14 protein-coding genes are annotated in these 17,657 nt (G+C 43.3%); 8 read left to right on the forward strand and 6 right to left on the reverse strand.

The window, feature by feature from the left end; genetic code table 11:
- The first annotated feature begins 1 nt into the window (after position 1).
- Together AC1RRY_RS15975 and AC1RRY_RS15980 are read left to right on the forward strand one after the other, a co-directional pair.
- Positions 2 to 2,350 carry a hypothetical protein gene (locus AC1RRY_RS15975; protein ID WP_492822803.1) on the forward strand — a complete coding sequence of 783 codons (2,349 nt, stop codon included), beginning with the start codon at positions 2 to 4 and terminating at the stop codon, positions 2,348 to 2,350.
- A 4-nt stretch (positions 2,351 to 2,354) separates the two neighbouring features.
- Positions 2,355 to 3,260 carry a dihydrodipicolinate synthase family protein gene (locus tag AC1RRY_RS15980; protein ID WP_492822801.1) on the forward strand — a complete coding sequence of 302 codons (906 nt, stop codon included), beginning with the start codon at positions 2,355 to 2,357 and terminating at the stop codon, positions 3,258 to 3,260.
- Between the two features lie 14 nt (positions 3,261 to 3,274).
- Here AC1RRY_RS15980 and AC1RRY_RS15985 read toward each other — a convergent pair whose 3' ends face one another.
- The 3 genes from AC1RRY_RS15985 to AC1RRY_RS15995 form a co-directional block, all read right to left on the reverse strand.
- Positions 3,275 to 4,438: a XylR family transcriptional regulator gene (locus AC1RRY_RS15985; protein WP_492822799.1), complete on the reverse strand. Its 1,164-nt coding sequence runs from the start codon at positions 4,436 to 4,438 to the stop codon at positions 3,275 to 3,277.
- Positions 4,439 to 4,616: 178 nt separating this feature from the next.
- Positions 4,617 to 5,870, reverse strand: coding sequence for an MFS transporter (locus tag AC1RRY_RS15990; protein WP_492822797.1), 1,254 nt, complete (start codon positions 5,868 to 5,870; stop codon positions 4,617 to 4,619).
- 111 nt (positions 5,871 to 5,981) lie between these two features.
- The gene (locus AC1RRY_RS15995) at positions 5,982 to 6,839 is read right to left on the reverse strand and encodes an ROK family protein (protein WP_492822795.1); all 858 of its coding nucleotides are present in this window, start codon (positions 6,837 to 6,839) and stop codon (positions 5,982 to 5,984) included.
- A 419-nt stretch (positions 6,840 to 7,258) separates the two neighbouring features.
- On the opposite strand from AC1RRY_RS15995, the gene AC1RRY_RS16000 reads away from it, so the two are divergent.
- Positions 7,259 to 9,400: an outer membrane protein assembly factor BamB family protein gene (locus AC1RRY_RS16000; protein WP_492822793.1), complete on the forward strand. Its 2,142-nt coding sequence runs from the start codon at positions 7,259 to 7,261 to the stop codon at positions 9,398 to 9,400.
- 131 nt (positions 9,401 to 9,531) lie between these two features.
- Here AC1RRY_RS16000 and AC1RRY_RS16005 read toward each other — a convergent pair whose 3' ends face one another.
- Together AC1RRY_RS16005 and AC1RRY_RS16010 are read right to left on the reverse strand one after the other, a co-directional pair.
- A complete protein-coding gene (locus tag AC1RRY_RS16005) occupies positions 9,532 to 10,044 on the reverse strand; it encodes a hypothetical protein (protein ID WP_492822791.1) in 513 nt (170 codons plus the stop codon).
- A gap of 97 nt (positions 10,045 to 10,141) precedes the next feature.
- Complete coding sequence (locus tag AC1RRY_RS16010; protein WP_492822789.1) at positions 10,142 to 10,837, reverse strand: porin family protein; 696 nt, start codon at positions 10,835 to 10,837, stop codon at positions 10,142 to 10,144.
- 239 nt (positions 10,838 to 11,076) lie between these two features.
- Here AC1RRY_RS16010 and AC1RRY_RS16015 point away from each other — a divergent pair, with 239 nt between their 5' ends.
- From AC1RRY_RS16015 to AC1RRY_RS16035, 5 genes are read left to right on the forward strand one after another with little or no spacing between them, the layout of a single operon-like run.
- A complete protein-coding gene (locus AC1RRY_RS16015; protein WP_492822787.1) occupies positions 11,077 to 11,982 on the forward strand; it encodes an ABC transporter ATP-binding protein in 906 nt (301 codons plus the stop codon).
- Between the two features lie 2 nt (positions 11,983 to 11,984).
- Positions 11,985 to 12,767: an ABC transporter permease gene (locus AC1RRY_RS16020; RefSeq protein WP_492822784.1), complete on the forward strand. Its 783-nt coding sequence runs from the start codon at positions 11,985 to 11,987 to the stop codon at positions 12,765 to 12,767.
- A 4-nt stretch (positions 12,768 to 12,771) separates the two neighbouring features.
- Positions 12,772 to 13,833: a sensor histidine kinase gene (locus tag AC1RRY_RS16025; RefSeq protein ID WP_492822782.1), complete on the forward strand. Its 1,062-nt coding sequence runs from the start codon at positions 12,772 to 12,774 to the stop codon at positions 13,831 to 13,833.
- Positions 13,823 to 14,518, forward strand: coding sequence for a LytR/AlgR family response regulator transcription factor (locus AC1RRY_RS16030; RefSeq protein WP_492822780.1), 696 nt, complete (start codon positions 13,823 to 13,825; stop codon positions 14,516 to 14,518). Before AC1RRY_RS16025 ends, AC1RRY_RS16030 begins: the two co-directional genes overlap by 11 nt.
- 45 nt (positions 14,519 to 14,563) lie before the next feature.
- Positions 14,564 to 15,085 carry a DinB family protein gene (locus AC1RRY_RS16035; protein WP_492822778.1) on the forward strand — a complete coding sequence of 174 codons (522 nt, stop codon included), beginning with the start codon at positions 14,564 to 14,566 and terminating at the stop codon, positions 15,083 to 15,085.
- A 21-nt stretch (positions 15,086 to 15,106) separates the two neighbouring features.
- On the opposite strand, the gene AC1RRY_RS16040 is transcribed toward AC1RRY_RS16035, so the two are convergent.
- The gene (locus tag AC1RRY_RS16040; RefSeq protein WP_492822776.1) at positions 15,107 to 17,656 is read right to left on the reverse strand and encodes an amino acid adenylation domain-containing protein; all 2,550 of its coding nucleotides are present in this window, start codon (positions 17,654 to 17,656) and stop codon (positions 15,107 to 15,109) included.
- Between the last annotated feature and the right edge of the window lies 1 nt (position 17,657).

Genomic DNA, 17,657 nt, shown 5'->3' on the forward strand with positions numbered 1-17,657 from the left:
TATGACTCGTCCATCTATTCGCCTGATTGCCTTTTTGTGGCTCATTTGTTTCGCTGCCACTGCACAGACCATTACTATTAAAAATGCAGGTATTGTTGCATCTGGCTCCATACCGTCACCGGTAAGAGAAACCACCGTAAGAATGCTGACGGAAGAAATACAGAAGCGTACTTCTATTGCTTTAAAGCCTGTTTCGGGGCAACCCAAAAACAATGAATTTACTATTGCTTTGGTATTATCGGGCGATAAAGATTTGTCAGGCAGAGCTATTCCGGTGGGCACTGATAAAAGCGGGCCAGAATTTAAGGCCGAAGGATTCAGAATAGTATCTGAATTGACCGATAAGGGAGGTATACTGTGGGTAATAGGGGCCGATGCCCGTGGCGTGTTATTCGGGGCAGGCTGGGTGTTGCGTAAGGGTGTGTTTTCGCCCAAGGTCATTCAATTAGAGCAAAAAATCAATCTAGCTACTTCGCCTGCTTACCCGATTAGAGGGCATCAGTTAGGGTATAGACATACGGCTAATTCATACGATGCATGGACGGTAGCACAATTTGAGCAGTATATCAGAGAACTGGCTATTTTCGGCTCGAATGCAGTGGAAGGAATCCCATTTCATGAAGATGAAAACCCGAGCCCGCACTTTAAGATTTCTGCGGCTGAAATGCGGGTGAAAATCAGTGAGATATGCAAAGCCTATGATCAGGATTACTGGGTCTGGACACCCGTAACCTTTGATTTGCACGATACAAAAAAACGCACCAATGAGCTGAATATACACGAGGCATTCTACAAAGAATGTGTGCGACTCGACCATATTTTTGTGCCCGGTGGAGACCCGGGAGATAATCATCCGAAAGAAGTATTGCCTTTTTTGAAGGAATTGCACGAGCGGCTGGTGAAATATCATCCCAAAGCTAAAATCTGGCTTTCATTGCAGGGATTCAGTGTGGAGCAGGTAGATTATTTTTATCAGTATCTGAAAGACTACAAACCCACCTGGTTGCAGGGAGTAGTATCTGGCCCGGGCAGCCCGTCTATGGCAGAGACCCGCTATCGTTTACCGAAAAATTACCAGCACAGAGAATATCCTGATTTGACCCACAACGTAAGATGCGAGTTTCCGGTAAGGGAGTGGGATCAGGCCTATGCCCTTACTTTGGGTCGTGAGGCATGCAATCCTCGTCCCAACGAGTTTGCGGCTATTCATGCTACTTATGCACCTTTTACTGATGGTTTTGTGTCGTATTCAGACGGTTGCCATGACGACATCAACAAAATGATATGGAGCATGCGTGCATGGGATACACAAACCGATGTAAGAGAAATACTGGTCGATTACAGCAGTTTTTTCTTCGGAAACAATCTGGCTGATAACATGGCCGACGGCATTGCGGCTCTTGAAAACAACTGGAAAGGGCCACTGGCTCAGAATGGGGGAGTAGAAGCCACCTTTGCATTCTGGAAAAGCATGGAGACCACCGCCACGCCTCAACTGAACGAAAACTGGCGCTGGCAGATACTGTTGTTGCGGTCTTATTATGACACATACACGCGCCGCAGATTGATATATGAGCAGGGATTAGAAAAACAGGCCAATATACTATTGGCCGATGCACCAAAAACCGGAGCAACCAGAGCCATGACTACTGCCTGGGATGTGCTGGATAAAGCTGAGAAAGCACCGGTAAATAGTGAATTAAGAAAGAAGATTGAGCAATTGTGCGAGACCCTGTATGCCTCTATTGGCTTACAAACCAGTGTGCCTAAACACAAAGCGAAAGGCTACGAGCGCGGCTGTCTGCTAGACTTTGTAGACTACCCGCTTAACAACCTTTGGTGGCTGGAAGATGAATTTAAAAAACTGAAACCACAGGTAGCCGACAGCAGCGCCAAAGTACTGGCAAGGCTGAAAATTATCAGTGGTTGGGAGAACCCGGGTGCCGGAAGTTTCTATGACGATGTGTCGAGTATCAGCAAAGGACCACGGGTGAAAACTATCATTGACGATGCCACCGATATTGCTTGGTGGGATAACGGTTTCAGTCGCACACGTCTTTCATCGCAGACTTTTCAGAAAGCGCCGGAACTGACGTATGACAATCTGTCGCCGGATGCGCGCTATATCATCAGAATAGCCGGCTCGGGAGAAGCGCTTTTACGGGTGGACGGCAAAAGACTTGAACCCGTGGTGTATAACCGTGAAACAGAAACGTTTAAGGAATGGATTGTGCCTCTGAACCTGAGTCAGGATGGCCAAATAAAAGTTACTTTTGATGTGCCGGAAGAATCGCATCTGAACTGGCGCAGGCATTCGAAGATTTCAGATGTCTGGTTGTTGAAACAATAAGACCATGAAAGAGCTGTTTCCGCTTTCGGGTATTGTTACCGTACTGAATACGCCATTTGACAAGCAGGGAGATGTTGATTTGCTTTCGCTCAGGAAAAACATACGGTATGCTTTACAGGCTGGTGTGGCAGGTTTTTTAGTACCTGCGCTGGCATCGGAAGAGGCAACGCTTAGTCTGACAGAACGGTTGCAGCTGGTGGAGGCCGTAACGGATGAAGTGGCTGGCAGCGTGCCGGTTTTTGCCGGAGCCGGAGAAGCCGACCCCGGGAAACGAAAGCGTATTGTGAAGGAATACCTGAACTTAGAGTGCCGGCATATTCTGTTTAATATACCTTTTGAGAATGAGGAGCAATTCAAAAGCCAGTTTTATGAATCGGCGAATCTTGGCGTAGAAACCATTATGCTACAGGACTGGAGTGCCGGAGGATATGGCCTACCTGATGATTTGATTCTGGAGTTGTTTCAGGAGGTAGCCGCTTTCCGTTGCCTGAAAGTAGAAACAGTACCGGCCGGGGTTAAATACAGCCGCCTATTGGCACTGACAGACGGTAGATTAAATCTGAGTGGCGGATGGGCTGTTACGCAGATGATTGAGGGCCTGAAACGAGGAGTGCATGCCTTTATGCCTACAGGTATGCACCATACTTATTGTCGCATTTACGAATATTTCAAGGCAGGAGAGTTAGCGCAGGCAGAACAATTGTTTCATCAGCTACTTCCTGTATTAGCATTTTCCAATCAGCATCTGGATATATCCATTCATTTCTTCAAACGATTATTGTACCGGCAGGGCATTTATGAAACGCCGAATACCAGAGCCGATTTATTGCCATTTGATGCCATTCATGAGCAGATGGCAGATGATTTGATTAAAAGAGCGATTTCGTTGGAAGGGAATATTCTTTTATGATTTTCATTGAAGGATCATTTCCCCGCCAGATACCTGTTCCTATACTCAATCGGAGTGCACCCTTTCACCTGTCTGAACTGCCGGGCAATGTTCTTGCTGTCGGTTAGTCCCATGTCCAGTGCAATTTCGAATACAGTCATATCCGTTTCACGCAGTTTCTGCGTGAGTTTCTCAATGCGCAGATTAAAAATATACTTGTAGATAGGGTAGCCGGTAATGTACTGAAAACGTTTTTCAAGGGCACGCCTTGAAAGCGGTACCTGCTTCACTACGTCGTCTACCTGCAGATTTTTGTCAATATTCTGGTGAATGAATTTCAGGGAAGCAGCGATGAAATCATCGTTGGTGGCGTAAATATCTGTCGATTGCCGTGTGACCACCTGCGTGGGTTTTACTACGATGTCGTAGAAATTTGAGCTGCCGTTCTTAATCATGTGTTCGAGCAGGCGTGCCGCATCATAGCCTCCTTTTTCAGCATCCTGACCGATGCTCGAAAGTGGCGGGTCAGAAAACTCGCATATCATTTCATCGTTATCTACACCCAGCACGGCTACTTCTTCCGGAATACGGATTTGTGAGTGACGGCAGGCTTCGGTAATATGCTGGCCCTGGTTATCGTCGCAGGCCATCAGAGCGATGGGCTTGGGTAGAGATTTAAGCCATTGGCTCAGCGAACTGGGCTTATAATACCAGATTTCGGTCGAGCGCGCCATCACGTGCTCAAAATAATGTACTTTATAGCCTGCTTTGCTGATACGTTCTTCAAAACCTTCGGCACGTTCGCGCGACCATACAATGTCTTTAAAGCCATAGAAGGCAAAGTTTTTGAAACCTTTTTTCAGGAAATACTCAGCGCCCATTTCTCCGGCTTCCTTATGAGCCCCCGTAATGTTCGGAATATCGCGGAAACGTTCTTTAAAATCCTGAGCAATGACTGGTATACCCGCCTCTACGAATTTCTCAACGGCAGGGTCGTTGTAGAGCTGCCCGATGATACCGTCAGCTCCCCATTCCTGGGCCCACTCCAATATCCCTTCCATCCCGATGGTTTCGCGTTGAAAGAGGGGCATGCGGCAGAAAATCCAGGGGCCGTGATCTTTCGAATATTTAGCAATGCCTTTCAAAAGAGCCTTGCTGTATTCTTCTGCAAAGTCAATTAAAAGAATGATTTTATACATATCGTTATTTCCCCCTAAACATATTTTTCAGTTCCGGTAATTAAAATAAACAGGTCGACAAGCCAAAAAGACGCAATGCATTGCGTCTCTATGAGAGGTAATAGAATATTCGCCAATTCGCCATTCGTCATTCGCGATTCGTTAACCCTCTGCCCTTAGCCCCATGCCCTCCGCAAAATCATTTCAACAAGTCTTTCCAGCTTTTTACGGTGGCGTTGTTTACCAATGGCTTTGCCCACAGGCCTATGCTCAATATATAACCTAAGGTAAGTAACAAAAACAACATCGCCAAACGGAGTTCGAATAGCTCTCCCAAACCGCCGATAATCAGTGGTACAACCGCACCTCCGGCAATACCTGTGCAGAGAATACCAGACAGTGTTCCATGGTGGTAAGGAACCGAGTTGAGCGCCAATGAAACTACGATAGACCACATGACCGAGGCGAAGAATCCCGCAGCAGGAAAGGCATACAACGCCACTTCAAGCGGCCCGAATAAGCCGGACAACAGTGAAATAATAGCTCCTAATGTAAACGAAATAAGCACCCGGCGGCTATCAAAAAATTTCAGTAGAACCAGCCCTAAAAAGCAGCCGATGGTGAGCAGACCCCAGAAATAGGAAATGACCGATGCGCCTAAGGTGGCAGGGTCTACATTATGATAAATCTGCAGAAATTTAGACGTCCAGTTGGCGATTCCCTGTTCGGTACCTACATAAGAGAAGATACCCAGAAAAAATAACCATACATATTTATTGGCCAGCAATTCTTTAAAAGCTCTGCCGGTATCTATTCTTTCATCGTCTTTCAATACCACTTCCGGAAATTTGACAAACCACACGATGATTACCATCAGCAGGGCAATAATGGCGAATGTCCAGTAAACCGATACCCATTTTAAATCGGCCGGTACCAGTTGGTTTAGCGTAGAGATAATGAAGTTAGGCTCAGGATTGGTATGCACATTTGCTACAAAATAGCTGTAGAGCATAGGGCTCAGGAATGAGGCCCCACCAAAAAACAACTGGCCCATTACAGAATTGAAAGCAAAGTTTTCTTCTCCGCCCGACACCCGCAACAGAGGGTTAATCACTACCTGTAGCATGGCCATTCCGAGACCGATAATAAACAGCGAAACCAGCGCTATCGAAAACGTAGGCATGAAAGCAAATAATAAGGCGCCAATAAAAGCCAGAAAAAATGCCAGAAGCAGCACGCGTTTTTCACGGTATTTTTCAACCAGAATACCCGAGGGGATAGAGGCAACGGCATACGATACAAAAAAAGCAAAAGGCAGAAAACCTGCCCAGCCGAGGCTCAGGTTGAAACTATTGGAAATATCGGGTATAATAGGCCCGAGAATATTACTCAGAAAAGAAATAACAAAGAATATAAACAGAATAAGAACAACAATAAAAGTATTACTTTTCATAAGAAACCCGGTGTTTGTAGGTTGAGGTTTTTAAAGGTAACCATTTGCCCTTAAAAACAAAAATCGAATGTTCACTCGCTTGTCAGCAGAATAGTAAAAGTAACCTTTGGGTTAGTCTTTCAGTGCATAGTCGGTGAGCTTGCTCGGAATCAGAGCCGCGGCGCCCAGCAATGCTATGTTTTCATCTGTCGACTGGAATATTTTCAGACGTTTCAGCGATTCCGGGAATGAGAAGTCCTGTAGGGCATCGAACATACCTTTCTCAAAAAATGGATAGGCCTTAGACAATGAGCCTCCCAGAACAATTGCTTCGGGGTCATAAACGTACATAATGGCTTTGATGGCTGCCCCGATATGGGTTCCGAATTGTGCCCAAAGCGCAATGGCATTGCTATTACCGGCTATGGCTGCCTGATTGGCCTCTAAAGCTGATATACCATGAATGGCCTCAAAGAAATTATTGCTGGTGTAATGCTCAAAGTTTTTGTCGAGGTAGGGTAGCAGCCCTATTTCTCCGGCACCGCAATTGTTGCCAACATATAATTCTTTATTGATAATAATACCTGAGCCCAGCCCGGTACCGGTGGTTATACCTACCATTGAATTAAAGCCTTTGGCCAGCCCAAAGCGGCTTTCGCCCAATGTAAAACAATTAACATCATTATTGACAAAAACCGGAACGCCGAATTCTTCCTGTAAAATATCTTTTAGCTCTACTCTTTTCCACGACGGAATATTGGCTACATCATACACAATGCCTTTTTCGGTGTCTACTACCGACGGCACCCCTATACCTATACTGTTTACAGAATAAGCCATCAAGGGTTTAATTAAGTCAATCAATTGTTGTAGTGTAGAAGAAAGAGAATCTTTATGTTGCAGCAAAATTGTATCTTGCTTAATTACAGAGCCGTTCATTTCGACCCCTGCTTTAATTTTAGTTCCTCCCAAGTCAACCCCTATGTTCATAAGTATTTAGTTTTTTGTTTTCCATTGGTTAAATTTTCCGTGGTTTATATGAATGCTGCACCAATGGCTTATAGTTTTTATATGGCGTACGCTGTAGAATCTACTCACATTTACAATACTGGTTATAGGGGAAAAGATACCATTGCGGGACAAGGGAATTTTAAATTTTTGTTATCTGATTTTAAAGTAAAATGGTTGCCAGTGTACGTAAAATGCAGAAATACAGAGGTTTGGAACAGAACTGCCTGATGCCACAGATATTGAAAATATTGAAGACAATCGCATAACATAAATGGTACTTGAATCAAAATTTATTATTTTTGGACACGCTATTCAACAAAAATGAATTCCGGCTTGTGCTTACCCTTTTAGTTTCAGGATAAAACATGCCGGATGGATTGACATTACCCAAAAGAACTATGAAGAAAAATCCTCACGACTTCCCGAAGCTACGTTTTTCATTTCAATCACTTATTGTTTGTGTATGCATTGGTGTTCTGATGCTCAATGCCACAGTTGATTCACCACCCGATACCGATTGGACTGAGTATAATGGCGGGCCGGACAAAAACCATTTTTCATCGCTCACGCAAATCAATACTGAGAATGTAGCTCATCTGAAAGTAGCATGGGAATATGCTTCAGGTGGAGTAGATACAGTAAAGAATACTACGCAGATGCAGTGTAACCCCATCATTATTAAAGGAATTTTATATGGGGTATCGGCAGGCTCACAGGCTTTTGCATTGGATGCCGCCATAGGTAAAGAACTCTGGAAGACCCGATTGAACGATGATACTTTCAACATGACCAGCCGCGGTGTAAGCTATTGGACAGATGGGCACGAAGCACGTATTTTCTTTGCTTATGGGGCGTTTATGTATGCACTCAATGCTGCTGACGGAAAGCCCATTGAAACTTTTGGCAAAAATGGTAAAATCAATCTGAAAGAGGGCATTACTCGTCCGGGCGCTGACGATTACGTTGTGGCGAATACTCCGCCATCGGTTTTTAAAAATATACTGATTGTTGGCACAAGGGTTTCTGAAAGTGCCTCGGCTTTATTGGGAGATATCAGGGCGTATGATGTAAAGACGGGTCGCATTATCTGGACATTTCGTACCATCCCTCGTCCGGGTGAATACGGGTACCAGACATGGGAGAAAGAAAATTATAAAAATGTAGGTGGCGCCAACAGTTGGATGGGTATGGCGATTGATAATAAAAGAGGTATTGTGTACATACCTACAGGATCGGCAGCCTTTGATTTTTATGGAGGCAACCGCAAAGGTGATAATCTGTTTGCCAATTGCCTGATAGCATTGAATGCCACTACAGGCAAGCGCCTGTGGCATTTCCAGACCGTGCACCATGATATATGGGACAGGGACATCCCGGCTCCGCCCAATCTGTTTACTATTACGCAAAACGGCAAGAAGATTGATGCGGTGTCGGTAGTAAGTAAACAAGGATTCACGTTTGTGTTTGACAGAGTAACAGGCAAGCCGGTTTTCCCGATTGAAGAGCGACCGTTTCCTGCTTCGGATATTCCCGGCGAGGTGGCTGCCAAAACGCAACCTATTCCGTTGTTGCCGGAGCCTTTCACAAGACAAAGCTTTACAGTGAATGATGTAAACAGTTTTGCGTCGAACAAAGAAGAAATCATTGAGATACTGAAAAAATCTAAGACAGGAAGCCCGTTTATACCTTTGGGTAGAGAGCGAACACTGTTCTTCCCCGGGAGCGATGGCGGAGCGCAATGGGGTGGCGCCTCTGTTGATGAAAACAGTATCTTATATGTGCCTGCTAAAGAGAATCCGGTGTTTAGTTCGATAGTAGACGCACCAAACTACACGGCCGAAAAATCGGGTATATCAGGCAAGCAATTGTATCAGACCTATTGCGCATCTTGCCACGGTGCAGACCGCGAAGGGAATCATGACGGCACTATTCCCGGCTTGCTGGGTGCGACTGCTAAGTACACAAATGAGGGTATTATGCAGATTATGGCTAAAGGCAGAGGAATGATGCCCGCCTTTACGCAGATAAAAGAGGCAGACAGAAAGGCTATTATAGATTTTCTGGCCGGTAAAAACTCCAGCTCACAGGGTGGCGGTAAACCTGCGCTTTCTACAGTAGCTTATACGCACACCGGTTATAACCGATGGTATGATACCGCAGGATATCCGGTCAGCACCCCGCCCTGGGGAACACTGACAGCCATTGACATGAACACAGGTAAACGGCAATGGCAGGTGCCTTTGGGCGAATACCCCGAACTGACCGCCAGAGGCATACCGCCTACCGGAACAGACAACTATGGTGGTGCTGCCGTGACAGCCGGAGGACTGTTGTTTATAGCGGCATCGAAAGATGAACAATTCAGAGCATTTGACCGCAAGACGGGTAAGATACTGTGGCAAACCAAGCTGCCTGCGGCCGGATATGCATCACCCAGTGTGTATGCCATAAATGGTAAACAGTATGTGGTAATTGCCTGCGGAGGTGGTAAACTCAGAAGCAAATCGGGAGACAGGTATGTGGCGTTTGCGTTGCCTTGAGGCAGTGAATACTATTAAAAAGTACTGCGTAGAGCTTATCACGTGTCAGGACTAAAAATAAACAGTAGAAGGGAGGTTCTGTTACAGAAATCTCCCTCTTTTCATAATAGATTAGTACAATATCAATTCATTTATTTGATCTTTCTGTAAAGATAAGCAGGGGCATCAAGAGCCATTCCGTTATCAATCATCAGTTCGCCGGGGCAAATTCTGATAGTTCCTTTGATATAATTATAGGAGCCATCAGCAAAGGTTGGGTAGTCAGGCTTAATCGTCACCCAAAGCAGCTTTTCGTGCTCTCCTTGTTCCAGATCATAGGTCATGGTTTTAGCCAATTTGCCATTTTCATATATTTCAGCCAATTGTTTACCCGTGTTTTTTTCTGATATCACAATTTTTATATCAGGTAATTCTTCCTGCAGAGGAGCCTGAGTTATTGCGCCTTTCAATTGCCATTCGCCATAAATTTCCTTTTTCACATCGGCAATTTTTAAAGGTACATCTGCCGAATTACGAAGACAGTCAAAGTCCAGAATAGACTCAGCTTTAATGTTATTCATGGCAGGCACTTCTTCGTCAGAAGTTTTACAGGAACTCAGATAAAGAAGAGAGATGACACCAAAGCCTAACAGTATTTTTTTCATGTGAATGACAACAGATTAAGAGCATTTATAGAAATGATGCTTCAAATTGCAAAATGGTTGGAATATAAATCTGATTTTAAGAAAGTTTAACATTCAGCTATAAACGATAACCAATTGTGAATGAGAAATTACGGTTTTTGTAAGCATAAGTCTGATCGCCGCCCAGGTATTGATAGCGGATATCTTTGAAACCCCACTCATAATTTAAACCTACAGCCCATACTTTGTATTCTGCACCAATGCCGGTGCTGATACCATCATCAAATCTTTTAAGCATTGTGTCTTCAAAAGTTTTGCGGTTGATGGTCTCATCCGGTCTGTCGACACCTACATGATGGTTTTTGAGTTTGTCGTTTCCACCAACACCATAGGCAACGTAATATCCGCCATTAACAAACAAACGGGTGTTAGCGCCTGTATTGATTTTATAAGCAAGCTTAATGGGCACTTGCAGATATAGCTGGTCAATGATATTTTTCCAGTGAGTAACCGGAGGGTTTGAAGAGCCAATCCATACTTCAGCACCTTTATAGACAACACCTTTAGTGGTAAACATGAACTCAGACTGAGCAAAAAGTCCGGCAATAAGGTTATATTCGCCTGTAACACCTACCTGAAACCCTGCTTTGCGATTTTTTTCTTCATAAGAATAAGGCGTGAAAGTAGATTTCGAAAGGTTGAGTCCGGCTTTGATACCGTAATTGAATTTTTTTTGTGCCTGAGCAACAAATGAGTGACTTATACCTAACGAAATAGTCAGGATGAGCAGGAGAAGGGTCTTGTGCTTTTTCATTAATGATTTTAAAAAGGGTTTGTGCGGATATTTAATCTGCCGGTTGTAGTAAGGATGCCCCGTACTGCCAAATGGTTGTATGCGTGCAAAAATTTAACACAGCAATTTAAACCGGAGCCGATGGAGCGAATTTTACCCGATAATTGTGCCATTTAACAGACGAATCTTACCTGTTGACCTATTCTGCTTTCTGACAGGAGAGGGCGTAAGTATCTTTGAAATAAACAATTAAAGCTATTATGACCACTATTCAAGTATCTAACGTATCACATCAGTTTACTAACGGAGAATATGTGCTCAGCGATATCAACCTGCATGTAAAAGAAGGTAGTATTTATGGTTTTCTAGGGCCGAACGGCGCCGGAAAAACAACTACGCTTCGGCTTATACTGGGGTTGCTGAAAAAACAGCAGGGCGAAATTGAAATCTTCGGAAAACCTTTCGAACCTAACCGGGAAGAAATTCTGAGCAAAGTAGGTTCTTTGATTGAAAGCCCGTCATTATACGGGCATCTTTCAGCCGTTGAAAATCTGAAAGTATGGCAGAAAATTTACCAGTCGCCTGAAAACCGTATTACAGAAGTACTGCAACTGGTGGGGCTGGCGCACACCGGGCGCAAAAAAGCCGGGCAGTTTTCGCTGGGCATGAAGCAACGCCTGGGTATTGCCATAGCGTTGTTGCACAGTCCGTCGTTACTGATTCTGGATGAACCCACCAATGGACTGGACCCCAGTGGCATTGTTGAAATAAGGGAGCTGCTGCGGAACCTGAATCAGAATCACGGCATTACCATCATTATTTCAAGTCATTTGCTGGCAGAAATTGAAAAGCTGGTTACCGATGTGGGCATTATTCATAAAGGGAAAATGCTTTTTGAAAGCTCTCTGGCCGATTTAATGAAACGCCAGCATCAGGTATCAACCATTTACTTTGATACCGACAATAACGTGGGAGCGCTGAAACTGATAGAAAACCTGAACATTGGTGCGCAGATTGTAAAAGAGCGTATAGTGGTAGAGCAATTGTCTAAACCGGTTATTGCACAAATCAATCGGACGTTGGTGGCAGGCAGCATTGAAGTGTATGGTATACAGACCATCGAGAATGACCTTGAAAGTATTTTTATGAACCTAACCAGTAACTGACCATGACCACATTTATACATAGTTTTCAGAGCGAATGGCTCAAAAAGAAAGGTACGCTGGCTTTCTGGCTGGTTTTTGTAGGCGCATTTTTTATTCCACTCATTTTTACCTGTCGCGGACTGTTCTATCCGAAAGATTTTCTGGGAGAAGCCGCCAGCCCGATGTTCTGGACAGTGCTGATCAAACGCAGCTGGCAGTTTATGGCCATTTTTCTACTTCCAATGGGTGTAATACTGTCTACCAGCATGATCACTCAGCTCGAATTCAAAAATAACACCTGGAAACAATTGCACACCACGCCTCAGAGTTTTACAACTGTTTTTCTGAGCAAGTTTGCGGTTATCATCGTGATGCTCCTGCAGTTTTTTGTGCTTTTTAATATTGGTATCGGCCTTTCGGCGCTTATTCCGGCGCTGGTGCATGGCAGCACCGATTTTTATAAACACGAAGTTCCGGTGCTGTCAATGCTTGAAAATTCGGCTTTTTATTTTCTGGATTGTCTGCCCATTGTGGCCATTCAGTATCTGGTAAGCCTGCAATTTAAAAACTTTCTGGTGCCGCTTAGTGTGGGTATAGGGCTACTGCTTGCCGCATTAATCGGGCTTCAATGGAAATATGGCTACACCATTCCTTATACTTATACACAATACTATCTGTTCTCAGGCGGAAAACAAGGCAGCCCGGCTCCTCCTGATATCAATTTCCATTATTGGGCTTTGGGCTACTTCATTGGGGCTACTTTATTGAGTTATTTGCTCTATATTAACAAAAAAGAAAAGGGCTGAAACCATGAAAAAAATGGTGATAGTGTTATTGCATGTGGGCTACTGGATACTGTATCTGCTTTTACTGCTCATCATCATTATGTGCTTGCAAATAGGCACAAAGATGAAAACTATCCCTTTTTACTCTGATTTGCGCTTCTCTATTTTTTTTACATCGTTTATAGTGGTGCCGGCTGTATTGGGTTTTTACACCTTCTACAGCCTGCTTTTTGATAAATTTCTTATCCGTCGGAATATCCTGCTCTTGTTCGTATCCGGTATTCTGATGTCGATAGGTATCAGTTTGTTAAGTGGTGTGATTATGTCTATTATGCATGCCTACAAAATCGGGCCGGGAGTGTTTGGTGAAAACACCTTTGCCATGATTACCATCCTGATTGTAATGGCTATTATTGCTATCCTGAATGGTGGAATGGGACTGCTGACGAGGGGGTTCATCAGGTGGTATGCCGAGTTGAAGTGGAAGGAAGAACTGACGCGCAAAAACTTTGAAATGGAGCTGGCGCTGATAAAATCACAGATAAGCCCTCATTTTTTGTTCAATACCCTCAATAATATTGATGTGCTGATTACAAAAAATGCCGGGCAAGCCTCTTTGTACCTGAACAAATTGTCGGGTATCATGCGGTTTATGCTCTATGAAACCAAAACCGAGAGGATACCGATTAGCAGAGAACTGACCAACATAAGCCAGTATATTGACCTGCAGAAAATCAGAACTGCGAATCCCAACTTTGTTGAATTCAGCATTGCAGGTAATATGGATCAGGTGTATATTTCGCCGATGATTCTACTGCCATTTATTGAAAATGCTTTCAAGCATGCCGATAACAAGAAGAACGAAAATGTAATCAGAATAAAAATTGAGGTAAATGAGCAAGAGCTGGTTTTTGATTGTGAAAACAGATATTCTGAGTCGGAGCTGAAACAAGAATATGGTGGGCTGGGAAACGGATTAATCAAGAAAAGGCTGGAGTTGCTGTATCCTGACAAACATACCCTGGAAATCAGTAAAACGCCTGATATTTACCATGTAAAACTAGTTATCAGTATTTATGAAGATTAGCTGTATCATTGTAGAAGACGAGCCTCTGGCTATGGAGCGCTTACAGAATTATGTTCAGAAATTGCCATTTCTGCATTTGCTGGACACGTTCGATAATGCCTACGACGCTCTGGTGTTTCTGAAAACCCAATCCGTTGACCTGTTGTTTCTGGATATTAATCTGGGTGATTTTTCAGGAATCCGCTTACTTGAAACAGCCAATATCAAAAGCCAGGTGATTCTCACTACTGCCTATCATGAATACGCCATTAAGGGTTTTGATCTGAAAGTGTCTGATTACTTATTGAAACCATTTACTTTCGAACGTTTTGTGCAGGCTGTGGCGCGTGTTCAGGAGTATTTTACCAGACTCGAACCACCGCAATCGAGGAAATTTATATTTGTAAAAACTGAATACAGACTGGAAAAGATCCTGTTCGACGAAATGCTGTTTATTGAGGGCAAAGGCGATTACAGGCGGATTCATACACATACCAAGAAGATTATGACCTTGCAGACTTTTACGGATTTCGAACAGGAGATTCCGCCAGCCATTGTCTGTCGGGTACATAAGTCTTACATGGTGGCGATTGATAAAATAGATTCTGTTGAAAAAGACCGTATCCGGATACAAAATACACTCATTCCGATTTCCGACAGCTACCGGCATGGTTTCTACGAGATTATTAATCAGCAGGTGCGATAAGGTAAATGTAGAATTTAGTAAATTTACGACAAACAGATATAAAATATGAAACAGGCTGATATTAACCCCATGCCCGAGTATTTCGACCGGTACATTCGTCTGGCTGATGATGTTGAATTGAATGAAGCCCTGCAAATCAGTTACGAGGATATCAATCAGTTGCCCATAGATTTATGGAAAAAGATAGGAGACCAGGTGTATGCACCCGGCAAGTGGACCATAAAAGATATATTGCAACATGTGATAGATACTGAAAGGATTTTTGCCTATCGTGCCTTATGCTTTGCCCGGGGAGAAACTGCCCGAATGCTGCCATTCGACGAAGAAGAATACGCCCGTAACACCGGTGCCAATCAGCGCACGTTAGAAGATTTAATTGATGAACTGAAACAAGTCAGAGAGTCATCTATGGCGCTTTATCGTTCATTCACTGACGAGATGCTGCTCCGCTCAGGGTTATCGTTCAGGGGTTTGTATTCGGTGCTGGCCATTGGTTTTATTATGGTAGGGCATCAACGCTGGCATTTGAATATCATCAATGAGCGTTATGCCCCACTGACCAGTTAAATCAATGTACATGACAATATTTTAAGATTTAAACGACTGACTCTCTTGTTGCGTTATTAAATCAAGCAGCTTATTCAGTACTGTATCTCTGTTCGGTTCTTTGAGCATTTCTGAGTGCTTACCCTTCAAATGAACTGCATTGATTTTTTTATTAAAGGAACTCCAATGTGCACCGTCTTTGTTAAGGCTGGAATTTTCGCAACCGAAATACCATAGCTCACCATCAAAGTAATTGGGGTGGAGCTGTTCATAGAACGATAAGAAAAGAGTTTCAAGCCTGATAGAATAAAGCTTTTTTTCTTCCAGATAAATGATAAGTTTTTTAAACGCTTCAGACCGGACATAAAAGAACCGGACTGTATTTTTAAACAAATCATCCTTTCTTAAAAACTCAATGGTTCGGTTGAAAAAATTAACATGAACAGGTGGAACTCTATATTTTACAAAACCATCAATAACACTGACAAAACTATAGCTCTTGAGGGGTTTTAGAGTAATCAGTTGGTTGAGCATCATAGCGCCGGTACAGATACCAATAAAGCCTACATTAGGTGTATCATAATCTGTAATCTGCTGAAACATTTGCTCAAAGGCATATTTCCAGTTTCGGTCTTTGGTAGCAAATGAAGAAAAATCGGGATAATTGACAATGCGTATAGCAAAATGCTCAGATAGATTCCTGACCAATATGCTGGAATCGGCGCCTATACCCGATACGGCCGGAAAAAAATATATGATGGGCCTGGCTTTATTTTTTTGCTTAATGTTGAGCCCTTTTAAAATTTGGTAGACTCCCATTGGCGACATGTCACCATGAATCCAATCAGTGGGAAGTGAAGTGCCAAGATCGGAATCTAGTTGTACAAGAAAATTGACAGCGTTCACAGAATCTCCCCCGGCGTTTTTCCAGGAAATATTATTGTCGAATGATTTCTCGTCTAAAAACTTACTCCAGGTTTTCCGCAGGGTGGCATAGAGTGATTCACCTTTTTCTTCTGATGAACCGCCCCCCTCTGTTTCAGAATACCGTTCGGCTAATGCCCTTAATGCCTTGCTATCATTTTTAAAATTATGAAGTAATGGTATCTCATCTACCTGAATACACCTTTGTGGTACCATATAATGCGGTAACTGCGTACCTAACCAGTTTTTGACGGTAGTTTCTGACAACGATATCTTACTGATGAAGAACGCATACAATGCATTGTGTTGATTTTGCGTATGCACAACTACACCACAGCGTTCTATGTCAGAGTGCTTCATTAGAGCACCTTCTATTTCGCTTAACTCTACTCTGTAGCCGTTGATTTTTACCTGATTGTCTTTCCTGCCGATAAATTCTAACAACCCAGTCTGGTTTATTCGAGCTAAATCACCGGTTTTGTAAGTTCTTATTTCAGGATTGGTTGCGTCTGAATGAAAAGACAAATGGGTCTGTTCAGGATTTTGCCAGTATCCGAGAGAAATAAACCGGCTGCTTACGGTTATTTCACCGGGTTCACCTTCTGGTACCGGAAGGTTATTATCATCTACCAGTTGCATGATTCTATCATCGACAGCATATCCCAGCGGAATCAGTTCCTGAGTAATAGCGGTAGTATGATTAATAAACCATTGCCTGTAAATAGTAGCTATTTCTGTAGCGCCTATGCCCACATAAAGCAGACAATGGGCGGGGAAGAAATTTTTATACAAATCAACATCTGAATTATAGATGCGGTCGCCTGCCAGATAAATAAGACGGACTGTCGAAAAGTCAGATTTTGCAGGGTTCAGTTTCAGAAATGTTCTGAAAATATTCGGAATCGAATGGTAAACGGTAATGGCTTCTTCTCTTATAAATGTACTCAAATCATATAAGCCGTTCTTTTTGAGGTTTTTTATAACCAATGTAGCACCATTTAATAATGCGCCGTAAATGTCTCTGATACTGCCACCGACACTTGGCGAATACAGTAGTGTCAATCGGTCGGTTTCATTCAGATGAATCGAGTTGGTGTATTGCATGACATCATGCAGTAGGTTGCGTTGATTCTGGAAAACTCCCTTGGGGATGCCCGTTGAGCCAGAGGTGTAAATGATGTAAGCAATAGCATCAGGTGAGGCATTAGTTTCAAATGACTCTTTAGAAGTTACCTGGATTTTGTCGATACTTATGGGATTGAACGCTTCATATACGGCTGTTAATTCTGACATGGTAATGATGCATTTCAGACCTGACTGTTCAATAATCAATTGATTACGAGCCTCGGGTAAATCAAAATCCAGCGGCACATAAGGGCACCCTGCAGCTAATGCCGCCAACATAGCTACCGGAAAGCAAACATCATTAGGCAAGGCTATACCCACAGGTTCATGGCCTGTATTCTGAGATTGAATAGCGTGCGCAACACTGCAAACCCAGTAGTAGGTATCCCGGTAACTTAATTGCTTCGAACCACATTTAAGCGCAATTTTATCAGGATTCCTGAACGCCACTTCTGTAAATACCCTGAAGACGGGAATATCGAGCCATTGTTCATCAAATTTTCTAAACTGAACGTCAACCGGGCCTCTAAAATCTAAGGTCATT

The sequence above is a fragment of the Emticicia sp. GW821-FHT11C11 genome (genome assembly GCF_058808615.1).